The organism is Vibrio coralliilyticus ATCC BAA-450, assembly GCF_000176135.1.
In the GTDB taxonomy this organism is placed as follows: Bacteria; Pseudomonadota; Gammaproteobacteria; order Enterobacterales; family Vibrionaceae; genus Vibrio; species Vibrio coralliilyticus.
Genome location: NZ_ACZN01000016.1, coordinates 92,869 through 106,584, shown reverse-complemented (window position 1 = coordinate 106,584; position 13,716 = coordinate 92,869). Strand labels below are relative to the sequence as shown.

Below are 13,716 nucleotides of genomic sequence, written 5' to 3'. Positions count from 1 at the left end.
ATCAGGATTTTAAACTACTTCGCATCCAGACCTTGCTGCCAGAACGCTACTTCCATCCGAGTCGCAGTTCTGAACACTTCAATCAGGTTTTGTCCCCGCTGACTATGAAGATCAATCTCTTCTAAGAGTTGGTTAAAATGCTCTGCACCTTGTGCGACACCACTTTGGAATTCTTCACCGCCATAAAGCTCAATCCAACTTGCGTAAGGGTTTCCTTCTCGTACGGTGTCATTGCTTTCAATCAACGCTTTTCCAATCACCGCATAGCCAATCGAACACGGCGCCAGCGCGGCGTACAGGTCAACTAAATCACCTGTCATGCCTGCATCAAGCACATAGCGTGTGTAAGCAACGGTTCCAAAATCTTCATGTTCGTTTTCCAGATCAGATTCCGTTAGCCCCCATTGACCACAATACGTTACATGATGACCAATTTCGGAATCTAACAGAGCATGCACACTCGGCAAGGCACGACGCATGTCTTCCAGCGTGCGCGCTTTATAGATGGCTAACGCGTAAGCACGCGCATACTGTTTGAGAAATAAAAAATCCTGCTTCAGATAGTGAAGAAAACTGTGCTGATCTAAAGTGCCTTTTGCTAGCTGCTGCACAAAGTCATGCTGTGTGTATTCCTGCCAGTCCGACTGACAAGCTTCGATAAGATCCTGATATTTCATTAGTTAAACTCCGGCACATAGTCTGCGGCTTTAGGCAAAGTCTCGATGATCTTTTGTGAATACATAAACTGGGCGTAATCGTCGTAGCGCTTAAGATCAACCGCAGAAGGACGCAGTGCAAAACGGGTTAACGTATCGTTCCAAGCTCGTTGGTTAAGTTCATTGTTGAGAGTGTCTGGCGCATAAGCAACAAACTCCTTCCACGACGTTTGTGGGTGATTAACAATGTAAGTGGTGGCTTGCTCAAGCGCTTTGTTGAAAGCTTTGATAGCCTCTGCATCATGAGTTTTGGCGTTCGCCACAAACACCAGCTCGTCATAGGCTGGCACACCGTGCTCTTCAGGGAAAAAGGCTTTCGCTTTGTAGCCTTCAAGCGCGAGCTGGTTAGTTTCAAAGTTGCGTAGACCACCCCAGATCGCATCGACTTTTCCTGATGCCAATGAAGAAGAGAGTGCCCAGCCCACATTGATGATGTCCACATCGGCGAACTTCACACCGTCTTGCGCCAGCATAGTACCAATAGTTGCTTCTTCATTGCCTGCGATGGCAATACCGATTTTCTTGCCTTTCAGGTCGGCCAGATTGTCGTTCTTACCATTGTCTAGCACCATCAGAGTGTTGAGCGGTGTCGCGATTAGAGTTGCAGAACGAATAAGCGGCAAACCCGAAGCAACGTCGATAGTCAGACTTGGCTGGTAAGAGATCGCCAGATCGACTTTGCCAGCAGCCACCAGCTTAGGTGGCGTGCTTGGGTCAGCGGGCTCTTGAATATCAACATCAATGCCTTGCTGCTTGAAGTAGCCACGCTCTTTCGCAATCACGATTGGGCCATGGTTCGGGTTAACAAACCAATCCAGCATCAGAGTGAGTTTTTTCTCTTCCGCCAGCGATTGAGCAGAAAATGTTGAGCAAAGTAGTGCCACTGCACTGAGTATTTTTTTTGTTTTCACGGGAGTGTCCTTTCTTTTATTGATTTTCCCAAGGAATCAGTTTCTTAAGTAATTTATCGGTAATGAAGTAGAGCGAGACAGACAACAAAGCCAGAATAAACAGCGCCGCAAACATCTCATCAATGATCATGCGCGCGTTGGCTTGCAGCATCAGGTAACCCAAACCTTCACTGGAACCTACCCACTCTCCGACCACAGCGCCAATAGGTGCAATGACCACAGCGACACGTATACCGGAAGCCAGAGTTGGTAGAGCCGCTGGGAGTTGAATGTGCTTCAACATTTGCCATTTGCTCGCCCCCATGGTTTTTGCCAGATCGAGATAGCCTGTCGGCGTGTTTCTCAAGCCGTCGTAGCAACATGTGGTCACGGGGAAGAAAATAATCATCGCCGCCATCACGACCTTTGATGCGATACCGTAGCCAAGCCACAACATCAAGACAGGTGCAATCGCGAACACAGGAATCGCCTGACTGGCAATTAGGATCGGCAATAACCAGCGCTTGAGCGGTTTAAATAACAACATCTGTAAAGCGAAGAACAGCCCCATTGACAAGCCAAGTAACAGACCCAACACAATTTCTTGACCAGTCACTAGCGTATGTTTCATCAATACGTCAAAGCGGCTAACGAGGCGTTCAAACACGTCAAGCGGCGTAGGGAGAATAAAGCTTGGCATATCAAACATCACCACCACTAACTGCCAAAGCCCCAAAATTATGACTGTACTGATCGTCAACCGTAGCGCAGGGTGTGTCAGACGTTCTTTTTTCACTACGTCGCGTCGAATGGCGTCAAACTGAGTCATATCACTCATAATCACCCTCCAACGAATTGAGGATGTTCTGCTGCAATTGCGCACATTCTGCATCTATGACACGAGGCGGCTGAGTGGTTGGAACATCATGTGATTCGGCATAAGCGGGCTGACCGCGGAGGATGTACAGAGCGTCGGCCAGTCGAATCGCTTCTTGTGGATCATGGGTGATCAGCACCACCGTTTTGCCACACAACAGCTCAGCGGCCAATGTCTGCAATTTATGTCGCGTCACCGCATCTAGCGCAGAGAAAGGCTCATCCATGAGTACCACAGGCTTGTCTTGCATTAACGTGCGAGCCAACGCCACACGTTGACGCATACCACCTGACAACTGTACAGGCATAGCCGCCGCCTGATCCGATAATCCGACTTGCTCCAGCAATCGCAGCGCTCGATTTCTGTCAGGTTGAGCGCTGCCAAACTTACTGCTCAGGCAAACATTATCCAGAACATTGAGCCATGGTAGCAGCAGGTCTTGTTGGGCCATGTAAGCAATCTGGCCTTGCAGCGCATGGCTATGACTGAGCGTCAGTTCTCCGGTCCAGTGCGCTTTGTCGTTCAACAGACCTGCCAGATAACGTAGCAAGGTAGTTTTCCCGCAGCCACTGCGCCCCAAAATACACGTCCACTGCCCAGCGGGTATCGACATAGAGAAGTACGCCAATGTCGGGGCTGGATTGTCCGTGTACTGTAAGCTGGCTCGCTGAATTTCGATCCCAATCGGCTCAGCGAACATTGATGTGTCCACAGAAGAAATGATGGACCGGCCCATGCCCCGTACCAACATTGAGTTCATCAGCATGAGCGATGGCCTGCGAGATGTATTGCTTACCTAAGTACACGGCTTTGTGCAGTCTATTACCCTGCGCAAGATAAGACGCAATCGCCGAAGATAAGGTACAGCCTGTTCCATGAGTGTTTTTCGTCGGGAATCGTTTGGCACTCAGAAGCTCACTCGTTTGCGCTAAGATCAGCAAATCATTGCTGTTGTCATCTTTTTCTAGATGCCCCCCTTTCAGCAATACCGCTTTGGCACCGAGTGCGCGCAATTCTTCGATCATATTGCCCATTTGATCTTCGTTTTCTGGCACAGCGCCATCAATCAAAGCCGCCCCTTCAGGCAGATTAGGGGTGATCAGATCCGCCATCGGGATCAACTGCTCTTTTAATGTGCTAATCGCCGACTGCTCCAGAAGAAGATCACCGCTGGTTGCAACCATCACAGGATCAACCACCAGATGAGTAGGCTTGTACTGTCTGATTTTGTCCGCAACGACCTTAATGATCCGCGCGTCAGCCAACATCCCGACTTTAACAGCAACCACATTGAGATCCGTAAACACGGCGTCGAGCTGACTTTCAATATGCTCCAGAGGAATCGGGTGAATTGCGCTTACGCCAAGCGTATTTTGTGAGGTAATGGCCGTAATGACAGAACACGCGTAACTGCCAGTCGCAGATATGGCTTTAATATCCGCTTGAATACCAGCGCCACCACCGCTATCAGATCCTGCGATGGTTAATACAATGGGTGGTGTGTCTTGTGAATGTGGCATGGATGCTCCTATTACAAGACGTACAGGAACTCTCAGCCAAACATGAAGTGATCAATAAAAGGGAAGATCGAATCATAAAAAGCGAGTGCACCAAAGCGAGAATACTCAAACATCGGTGCTAATAGTTCCCTACGTCAGTGCTAACTGAATCAGGTTCTACGGGTCTCGCAATGCGATCTCAGCCCTAAGGCTCCCCGACTATTTCCCGCTGATAATAACAGTAATTAAAAAGCGAATGCACTTTTAAATTCGCAAAAAGTGCTCGCAGTCATTCAATCCCACTCTGGAGCAAAGTCTGGATTGGCAAGACGTTGATTGCGATCTAATGTTGCAATCAATGCCATATCATCGTGGCTTAAGTGCACGTTCTTCGCCTCGAGATTGCTTTCAACATTGGCCTGTCGAGTCGATGATGGAATCGTCACGAATTCATTTTGACGCATCCACGCCAACACAATTTGTGCTGCCGTTACGCCATGCTTGTTCGCCAGTTGAAGAATGATTTCATCTTTCAAAACAGCACCATACGCAAACGGCATATACCCCGTAACCAATACATCGTTGCGTTTGCAGAACTCAACCACCTTCTTGTTTTGCAGATATGGATGAACTTCTACCTGATTGGTAAAAATTTCCCCTGCTCCCAAAATACCTATCGCTTGTTCTAGCTGCTGGTTGTTGAAGTTAGAAACGCCGATATGCTTCACCAGGCCCGCCTCTTTCACCGCCTTCAACTCTGTCAGATACTCTAGCATGGATACTTTTTCATCTTTCAGCGGCCAATGAATCAATAGCAAATCAATGTATGAGGTTTGCAACTTATTCAAACTCTCTTCGACACTGGATCGGAACTCTGCTTTCGACAGTTTGTTCATCCACACTTTAGTGGTAAGAAAAATCTCATCTCGGGCAATGCCAGACGCCAACATTGCATCACCCACCGACTGCTCATTACCGTAAATCTGAGCTGTATCGATATGACGATATCCGGCTTTAAGCGCCATCATAACGGAATCAAATGCCGTCTGACCTTCCAGTCTAAATGTACCGGCACCTAGCATAGGAATGTGTTTCATGGTATTTCCTGTTTCTGAATGAGTTGAACGGTGCAATTATTGCGAGTAATTAACTGATGAAAAATGGCAAAAAACTCAAATCACTTTTGTCTTTTTTGCCATCAATGGTTACACCAATTTCGCGACAATTTTACCCGTGGTGCGTTGATTTCGAATTTCTACCAACTTATCCCCGACCTGATCTAACGGAATCACTTGCAGTGCTGGCGTTTCGAGTATCCCCAGTTCGAACAGTTTAGAAACCGCATTACCGGCCGCAACCATATCATTGCGGCCTTTTTCACCATTTACATGGCCAGAGCCTAAGCTAAGTTGATGGAATGAAAGACCTTTCAGAAAAGCATCAGGATAAAGCTCAGGCTGCACGGTTTTTACCAGCTCAACCATTTGTCCTTCAAAACCCAATACTGATGCCGCTAGCAGATCATTGTCACCACCAACACAATCTAGTGCGACGTCCACACCAAGCCCATCGGTAAGATTCATGATTTGCTCAGCGACATCATCACTTCGGTAATCAATCACATGGGTTGCCCCGAGCTTTTTCACATAGCTGTGTTTTGCTGTTGAGGCCGTAGTAACAATTTTGCTTACACCAAAATGTTTGGCTAGTTGAATGGCGAAACTACCTACACCACCAGCGCCACCGGCAATGAAAATGCTACTACGAGATTCAATATTCAGCTTGTCAACCAAAGCGCGATAGGCTGTCCACGCTGCACATGGAGTTGCTGCAGCAAATTCAGCAGGAACATTAGGGTGCGCCGTGAGGGTGCGTGCATCTTGGAGCGCATATTCTGCAAACCCGCCATGCACACGGCGCATATTTCCGTGATACAGAACTCGATCACCCACAGCCCAGCCAGTTACCTGTTGACCTATCGCAACAATTTCCCCTGATACATCCAACCCTCCAACGAAATTGTCGTTCATATCAGGGACCATTCCATGCCAAAAATTTACTTTGGCATCGACTGGGTTTAGCGCCACCGCATGGACTCTTACCAAAACGTCAAATGGTGACTGAAGATTAGGTTGCGGCAATTCGGAGACTGTGAACGTGTCTTGTTCGCGCTGGTACGTGATCGCTTTCATTGATTTGTCCTTAGTTTCAAAGAATAAAGCCACTCATAAACATGAGTGGCTGAATAGCTTACTTGTAAGCACCTGCTGAGTAATGCAGCTCGTAGCTATGAGAGTAGATTTCAAGGATGTTACCGAATGGGTCTTCCATGTAGATCATGCGGTAAGGTTTCTCACCTGGGTAGTAATAGCGTGGCGCTTTCATGCGCTTCTTACCACCTGCTGCAACAATCTTCTCTGCCAGCTCTTCCACATTAGGATCCTGAACGCAGAAGTGGAAAATACCTGTTTTCCAGTATTCGAAGTTGTCTTCTGGATTTTCCTGATTCTTGAACTCAAACAGCTCAACACCGATACGGTCACCCGTTGAAAGGTGAGCAATACGGAAACGCTCCCAACCCGCACCAAATACGTCAGTACACATTTCACCGATAGCAGAATCGTCTTCAACGATTTCGGTAGGTTCCATGATCAGGTACCAACCAAGTACTTCTGTATAAAATTTAACTGCTGCTTCTAAGTCAGGTACCGAAATACCGATATGAGAAAAATTACGTGGATATGGAGTAGACATGTAGACCTCTTCTTTGCTCTTTGTGTCGGGGACTCTCCCGCTTCGTTGAGTACATATTAGGCAAAGAATATATCGATTAAAAATTATCAATTATTCTTATTTTAATAATTTTTTGTTATTAAAATATTTTAAGAACTTCTTCGTTTACAACTTTGTATGAAACTAATTTACTGTTCTATAGTAAGAAAGCTCATAAATAAAAAAGGAGAGTGCTAATGAGTCAGGAGGCTTTAATTTCGCGTCTTAACGAGTTACCTAGGATCCAGAAAGTACTACAAGAGCTACTTGATATGGTGAATCAGGACGAGGTCGATTTTGGCGAGCTCTCGAGAAAAATCGCTACCGATCAGGTATTGAGTGCTCGATTGCTACGTATGGCGAACTCTGCCCATTTCGGCGGCAGTAAAACAGTTTCTTCCGTTAACGAGGCTTTGCTTCGTGTCGGTACTGGTCCAGTAAGAACTCTGGTAGTCGCCTCAGTGCTTTCTGGTGCATTCCCTAAAATCAAAACACTGGATATGGACCAGTATTGGGAAGACACCTTCGAGATTTCCGTTATCGCCAGCAAGATTGCCGACGAGACAGGGATGGATTCCAACGAAGTGTTCACTACCGGTATTCTTCACAATATCGGCGAGCTGATGATTCATACTTTGGTGCCTGATGCCGCAGTCAAAATACATGAACGTGCAGAGGCAGGAGAAGACGCGATTTCAGTACAAGAAGAAGTGCTGGATATTACCGCTCCGACACTGGGTGCTAAGTTGGCGAAGACTTGGAAGTTCCCTGACCCTATGGTGGACGCCATCGCTAATTATCATGATCCTAGAGACGCAGAGCTGTCTCCTAAAATGGCAACGACACTGCACTTTGCTCGCTCGATCCATCGTGACTGGGATAAACTAGACAGCGATGATGCGAAAGCGCGATACCTAGCTGAGCATCCAGATTCTCGCTTACTTCATGTTTCCGCCGCCTTTGCACCAACCGTCGATAAATTCCGCGGTAACGGCAGGGATCTCGCCACTCAGCTCAACGCAGCTTAGTTCTAGATGGCGAGGTAACACATCTCGCCATTCTTCTCTTACTACCAAAACTTAACGTTATCACATAAACTATTAAGCATAATTTTTTGTTATTAAACGATGACGATGCTCAACCCACTATGGCTGAAGACCTTTCAAACACTGATCGATACTGGCCACTTCACTAAAACCGCTGAAAGGCTTTTTATGACCCAACCAGGGGTTAGCCAGCACATCAAAAAGCTTGAGCAAGCATGCGGTCATGCTCTCATCGCCAGACACAACAAAACATTTGAAATCACAGAAGCCGGGCAATCTGTCTATCTCTATGCCCTAGAAGTTGAGCGCCAACAGGCTGAACTACTTAACTCTCTCAATATTGAAGACCCTTATTCAGGCAACGTCTCGCTGTCCTGCTCTGGCTCTCTGGCGTTACTGCTCTATCCGCATCTTCTTAATTTACAATGTAAATATCCGAAGCTAGTTCCAAAACTCGAAGCCGCTCCTCATCATAAGATTTTAGCTGATGTGTTATCTGGAGAGAGTGATATTGGGATCGTTACTCACATTCCTTCCGACTCTCGTTTCGAATCAGAGATATTGGGCATCGAGCCTCTTTGCCTGATGCTACCTGCCAAAATGGCAGTAAACAGCTTAACACCTGAGGTTTTGAAAGCGATTGGTTTGATTCAGCATCCCGATGCTATTCACTATCTCTCTCTATACTTTGCCCAGTGTGGTGAGCCTTTGCTAGAGAAGATCAACATCGACGATATTCCGGTCACGGGGTATATCAATCAGCTGAGCCAAATATTGTTACCTGTTGCAAAAGGGCTTGGGTTTACTGTGTTGCCTAAAAGTGCTCTCGATTCATTTTCAGATAGAGACAAAATTGCCATTTATCAGGCAGAACATGAAGTTGTAGAAACCCTATATTTTCTGACCAAAAGACATCGCCAGTTACCACAACGCTTTACGACCATAATGAAAGAAATTTCCCCTTACTTTCATCACGACTAACCTATGGTTACTTCTGTTGCTAGCTCCTCAATCACAGCACCGCCTTCCACACCAATCAAAGTGAGTGTCACAGTAATAGGGTCGCCTGCATCAGAGTATAAAGAGAAACTTTCAAGCTTACGCTCACCCTGCTTGAGAAACTGCATCTTGATATTGTAAACCGAATAATCCCAGTACCCATCTTTGTTAATATTGAGCGAACCGAGCGTATCCTTGCCTGCAACAACGCTATTGGGGTCGAACTGGGTCTGGCGACGATGGCCGCTCGAAATAAGAAGTCTTCCTGAATCAATCAATAGCGGAGAAGGTGTCCATTCTGAAAGCTCATTTTTTTCCTCCGCGTACTCAGAATCTGCTTGATGAAAACTCTTGCCGAGCATTCGGCTTACTCTATCTCTAACTCCCTCTGGAGGGCTAGGTAAAAGCGACAGTGATGCCAAACGATAAGCTCTTGAGCCTTGAGTACTAGACAATTTAGTATCAGTCAGAGCATAGGTATCTGCACGGTTTACAGCGCTTCTGAAACGATGTGTGTTAGTTGAATGAGCCATAACCTTCTCCTATTTTCTCTGATTACACTTGTCAAAATCGAACGCATATTGAATCAAGCTAGGTAAATTGATTAAGGCAAGCCACGTGCCAAAAAACAGGAAATAAATATAAGCACAAAAGTGCATATAATTCATAATGATAGAAATTGACAAAATCAGAGCACAATCTGATTCTCAATATGAAATGCAAAACACAACAAAAGTCGATCACTCATTTTCAATTTGCTAACGATCTTAAAGCACCAATATTTAACAATATTCTTAATCAACATGACTGTCTGAGTGCTAATCTAGCGCGGCTCAAAAAACAATAAGTATGAAAAAATGAAACTAGAACACATCGATACACCGGCTTTGTTTATCGACATCGAGACTGTCGAACATAACTTAGCTGAGATGCAACGCAGAATTAATCAACTAGGCTTAACCCTGCGCCCTCATACGAAGGCGCATAAAATCCCACAACTGGCCCACAAGCAAATTGAACATGGTGCACAAGGCATCTGTACATCAAAGCTAGGAGAGGCGGAAGTGATGCTTCAAGGTGGTATCACTGACATCCTAATCACAACCCCAATTGCAGGTCAGGCTAAGTATCAACGTCTGATAGATCTTCATAGCCAATACCCGCAAGCCACGCTCTATCAAGTTATTGATCACCCTCAGCATGTGGAATCAATCGCTGAGCTAGCTAAGCAGGCAGGTGTCACGGTCAACCTTTTGATTGAAGTCGAAAGTGGTCAGCAGCGATGCGGTGTCGCTGTGGGTCAAGGACTACTGAAGCTCATAGAGAAAGTCGTTCATACCGAAGGGGTTCATTACGCTGGGATTCAGGCGTACAGCGGTCACTTACAACTGATCAAAGGCTTTGAACAGAGACAACAACAAGCACGCTCCGCAGTGACTGAACTGTTTGATTTTATCGATACTCAATTAAAGCCACGCCATCTTGCCCCAGAAATCATCAGTGGAGGCGGCACTGGGACGTACCAAGCTTATCAGGGGCTAGCGTACACTGAGATACAAGCCGGCTCTTATCTGTTTATGGATAACTCTTATTGCAATATTGGCGATGAGCAAGATGCAAATCTTAACCAACAGTTCAATCCTGCACTCAAAGTGTTAAGTACCGTGATTAGCCACCCAACCCCGCAACGCGCCGTTATTGATGCGGGTATGAAGTCACTTTCAATTGATCTAGGTATGCCGATTGTTGAATCTCGCCCTGATCTTACCTATCAATGTGGTGGGGATGAGCATGGCATTCTTCATCTTAGTGAAGACAATCCACTTAGTATCGGCGAGACGCTCGCTTTAACTCCGAGCCACTGCGATACCACGCTGAACAACTTCGACCATTTGTACGTGGTTAGGCAAGGTGAGGTTGTCGATAAATGGAAGATTGCGGGGCGTGGCCGCTCAGACTAACTCCACGGCTAATTTCTGACATTAAAAAAGGAGCCAATGGCTCCTTTTTGCGATATCCATAAGTAAATGAAATTTATGCTTCCAATACGTCTTTTCCAGCGGCTTCCGCAAGGAGTAGCTGATCAGTTTCATCCAGCTGCATGCCAAAAACTGGCAGACCGTGTTGGCATACCCAACAAGCAAAGAAAACAACGATACCCAGAGTTACTAAACCCAGAACAACCATAGCCAAACCTCCTCCTTGGTTATCAACATACGTACCGATAACTTAAGATGTGGCGTCGCCGGAGCGATGAGCTAAAAGGCCTTTGTAAATACTTTATTCTTAGACGCTTTCGATTCACCCTCAGTGGGAACATCACTGAGCCATGTGTTTCGTTTTCGTTCAATTTTTCGTATCAACTCTGTGAGTTTACTCGGGTCTCTACACCTTTAAATTATGTGGGCACCTTTTCAATATAGTTATACCGTACAAACTGAGCAACTACATTTAGTGGTTAGCAGCCATAAGATCACAATTTTTATGCTCATTTGCGCATATTTATCCTTGCTAGCCTTTCTCAAAGATCAAAAAAGGGGCGAAATGCCCCTTGAAGTAGTGCAAGTATTCCCTAAAGGAATTTGTATTTATGCGCCTATTACACCGCCATCTTCGCGTGTGATAGCCATAATTGTTGAGCGAGGTTTGCTGTTACCACCAGCAGGGAAGTGAGACGGAGCACCTTTCTCACCTGGATGCTGAACACCAACAAACATCGTCTTGTAATCTTCAGAGAAGGTCAGGCCGGTAATTTCACACGCTACAGGACCAGTCAGGAAGCGACGAACCTCGCCAGTCATAGGGTCACCACACAACATCTGGTTGTTACCTTGGCCTGCAAAATCGCCTTTGTTGGAGTAGTTACCATCGGTTTGAATCCACAGACGCCCTGCTTTATCAAAACCAATACCATCTGGGCTGTTGAACATGTTGTCTTCATTGATGTTCTCGCTACCTGCATAAAGGTTGCCTTTATGCACCTTTGGGTTACCCGCAATTAGGTACAGATCCCATTCAAATCCTTCGCTGGTGTGGTCACCACCTTGCGGTACCCAGCGAACAATCTGACCATAATGGTTTTCTTTGCGAGGGTTTGGTCCACCAACCGGTTGGCCTTCTTTTACACCACGGTTTTTGTTGTTGGTCAACGTACAGAAAACGTGTTGGTTGTCAGGGTGCACTGCAACCCATTCTGGGCGGTCCATTGTGGTTGCACCAACTTGAGTCGCCGCTCTACGTGCAAAGGTCACCACTTCCGCTTGGTCATGGAAGCCATTTTCTTTCGTCAGGCCATTCTTACCATATGTAAGCTCCAGCCACTGCCCTTTACCCTTCAGTTCAGCGTCTTCCATCTCGAACTTGGCGACATACAATGTCCCTTCTTCCAACAGATCGCGATTTGCTGTGTTGTTGCCTGGCTGATATTTGTTCTTAGAAACGAACTTGTAAAGGTGCTCACCACGTTCGTCATCACCCAAGTAGACAACCACATGGCCGTCGTCATTGATCAGCAATGCTGCATTTTCGTGCTTGAATCGGCCTAGTGCAGTGCGCTTAAGCGGTGTTGAAGTCGGGTCGTTCGGATCTATCTCAACAACCCAACCAAAGCGATGTGGTTCATTTGGATGCTTAGCTACATCAAAACGCTCATCGGTGTCATGCCATTGGTATTTGCTAGGCTTAGGTTCAACACCATAGCGTACATGGTCGTCCGAGACTTCAGCGCTAGCGCTGGTACCAAAGTAACCATTGAAGTTCTCTTCACATGTCAGGTACGTGCCCCATGGCGTTTGGCCATTTGCACAGTTGTTGAATGTACCCAATGGTTTCATACCTGTCGGATCGAGCTTGGTCTTCATCAAATCGTGACCAGCTGCTGGACCTGTGAGCTTCATTTCTGTAGCAGCGGTAATTCGACGGTTACGCTTACCGTTTTTGTCCAGCTTCCACTCACCACCAGATTTGACGATTTCAAACACAGTCACACCGTGAGCGGCCTGTGATTTCATGACATCATCTGCGGTCATCGCTTTACCGCCATGGTCAAACAGGTATTCGTAGTTGGTGTATTCATTGTTAACCGCAATTACGGCGCGGTCTTTCGCGATTGGGAATAAGCTCATGCCGTCAGTATTGTCACCGAACTGGCGTAGTTGAGCTTTTGAGTCTTGCTTACCGCTCTGATCGAATTCTGGCGCATCAGCAAATATAGGGTCACCCCAAGATAACAAAGGTGTTGCTTTATAGCCTTTTGGCACAATAATCGCATCTTCTGTAGAAGCCGGAACAGCGTCAAAATTCAGTAGTGCGCTTTTCTTGTCTGCGGCAAATGCCTTAGTGATTGGGTTAAGCGACAGAAACGCGCCTGCACCCACTGCTGCGGTACCAGCCAAGAAACGACGACGTGACAGTCTCGCCTCGATCATTTGGCTGAATTGAGAATCTTGCTCATCGCGATTCCACATTGCTGACTCCTTGCTCGAGTATGTTTTTTATTAATAGCGAGCAGATGATAGATAGTAAAAATGACAATCGCGTTAAAGTATTGTTTCTATTACATAAAGGCGGTATTGCAGTTTTATTTTAGTTACATTGCAATCCTATTAAAGTGAGCTCATATTCACTTTATATAAATAAGGTATGACGTACATACAAAAAAATGTGATCTAAACCCTAGCGATCTTCGAATTTGGTCGCTACATTAAATCTTGTTCATGAGGAACTTGATTCACATATGCTCAGTGACGAGCAAGCCATTAAAAAGTGAGGGAATATCATGAAGAAAATGAGAAAAGCACAACTTCATCGTGTCCGAATTCAATATTGGAAAGACGCCAATAAAGACACAAATAAGAAGTAACGTGCATCCTTTCAGCCTGCTCTAGCAGGCTATCAACGTCTAAGCTGGCAATCCGT

The 13,716-nt window shown here is 46.1% G+C and carries 14 protein-coding genes and 1 riboswitch; of the genes, 3 read left to right on the top strand and 11 right to left on the bottom strand.

Going from position 1 to position 13,716, the window contains the following annotated elements:
• Positions 1–14: 14 nt before the first annotated feature.
• From tenA to VIC_RS11645, 8 genes are all read right to left on the bottom strand, one after another.
• A complete protein-coding gene (gene tenA, locus VIC_RS11680) occupies positions 15–677 on the bottom strand; it encodes a thiaminase II (RefSeq protein ID WP_006960004.1) in 663 nt (220 codons plus the stop codon).
• Positions 677–1,627, bottom strand: a complete 951-nt coding sequence (locus tag VIC_RS11675) for an ABC transporter substrate-binding protein (RefSeq protein ID WP_006960002.1) — start codon at positions 1,625–1,627, stop codon at positions 677–679. The genes tenA and VIC_RS11675 overlap by 1 nt, the downstream gene beginning before the upstream one ends.
• A gap of 16 nt (positions 1,628–1,643) precedes the next feature.
• Complete coding sequence (locus VIC_RS11670; protein WP_006960000.1) at positions 1,644–2,444, bottom strand: ABC transporter permease; 801 nt, start codon at positions 2,442–2,444, stop codon at positions 1,644–1,646.
• Positions 2,437–3,183, bottom strand: coding sequence for an ABC transporter ATP-binding protein (locus VIC_RS11665; RefSeq protein WP_039951849.1), 747 nt, complete (start codon positions 3,181–3,183; stop codon positions 2,437–2,439). The genes VIC_RS11670 and VIC_RS11665 overlap by 8 nt, the downstream gene beginning before the upstream one ends.
• Entirely contained in the window at positions 3,173–4,003 is an 831-nt protein-coding gene (gene thiD / locus VIC_RS11660; protein ID WP_006959996.1) for a bifunctional hydroxymethylpyrimidine kinase/phosphomethylpyrimidine kinase, read from the bottom strand. The genes VIC_RS11665 and thiD overlap by 11 nt, the downstream gene beginning before the upstream one ends.
• Positions 4,004–4,112: 109 nt before the next feature.
• A riboswitch (TPP riboswitch) is annotated at positions 4,113–4,210 on the bottom strand.
• Positions 4,211–4,275: 65 nt separating this feature from the next.
• Positions 4,276–5,079, bottom strand: a complete 804-nt coding sequence (gene dkgB / locus VIC_RS11655) for a 2,5-didehydrogluconate reductase DkgB (protein WP_006959994.1) — start codon at positions 5,077–5,079, stop codon at positions 4,276–4,278.
• 108 nt (positions 5,080–5,187) lie between these two features.
• Positions 5,188–6,174: a zinc-binding dehydrogenase gene (locus tag VIC_RS11650; RefSeq protein WP_039951847.1), complete on the bottom strand. Its 987-nt coding sequence runs from the start codon at positions 6,172–6,174 to the stop codon at positions 5,188–5,190.
• Positions 6,175–6,232: 58 nt separating this feature from the next.
• Positions 6,233–6,736 carry a lactoylglutathione lyase family protein gene (locus VIC_RS11645; RefSeq protein WP_006959988.1) on the bottom strand — a complete coding sequence of 168 codons (504 nt, stop codon included), beginning with the start codon at positions 6,734–6,736 and terminating at the stop codon, positions 6,233–6,235.
• A gap of 215 nt (positions 6,737–6,951) precedes the next feature.
• Between VIC_RS11645 and VIC_RS11640 the strand changes: the two genes are divergently transcribed.
• Together VIC_RS11640 and VIC_RS11635 are read left to right on the top strand one after the other, a co-directional pair.
• Positions 6,952–7,782: an HDOD domain-containing protein gene (locus VIC_RS11640; RefSeq protein WP_006959982.1), complete on the top strand. Its 831-nt coding sequence runs from the start codon at positions 6,952–6,954 to the stop codon at positions 7,780–7,782.
• 105 nt (positions 7,783–7,887) lie between these two features.
• Entirely contained in the window at positions 7,888–8,781 is an 894-nt protein-coding gene (locus VIC_RS11635; RefSeq protein WP_006959980.1) for a LysR family transcriptional regulator, read from the top strand.
• Here VIC_RS11635 and VIC_RS11630 read toward each other — a convergent pair.
• Positions 8,778–9,332, bottom strand: a complete 555-nt coding sequence (locus tag VIC_RS11630) for a VCBS domain-containing protein (RefSeq protein WP_152472530.1) — start codon at positions 9,330–9,332, stop codon at positions 8,778–8,780. The two genes, VIC_RS11635 and VIC_RS11630, sit on opposite strands and share 4 nt — an antisense overlap.
• Before the next feature lie 324 nt (positions 9,333–9,656).
• On the opposite strand from VIC_RS11630, the gene VIC_RS11625 reads away from it, so the two are divergent.
• Positions 9,657–10,760 (top strand): DSD1 family PLP-dependent enzyme, encoded by a 1,104-nt coding sequence (locus VIC_RS11625; protein WP_039951844.1) that lies wholly within the window; start codon positions 9,657–9,659, stop codon positions 10,758–10,760.
• A gap of 73 nt (positions 10,761–10,833) precedes the next feature.
• On the opposite strand, the gene VIC_RS26740 is transcribed toward VIC_RS11625, so the two are convergent.
• Together VIC_RS26740 and VIC_RS11620 are read right to left on the bottom strand one after the other, a co-directional pair.
• Positions 10,834–10,992 carry a hypothetical protein gene (locus VIC_RS26740; protein WP_154351826.1) on the bottom strand — a complete coding sequence of 53 codons (159 nt, stop codon included), beginning with the start codon at positions 10,990–10,992 and terminating at the stop codon, positions 10,834–10,836.
• 395 nt (positions 10,993–11,387) lie between these two features.
• The gene (locus VIC_RS11620; RefSeq protein ID WP_006959972.1) at positions 11,388–13,265 is read right to left on the bottom strand and encodes a PhoX family protein; all 1,878 of its coding nucleotides are present in this window, start codon (positions 13,263–13,265) and stop codon (positions 11,388–11,390) included.
• Positions 13,266–13,716 lie beyond the last annotated feature (451 nt).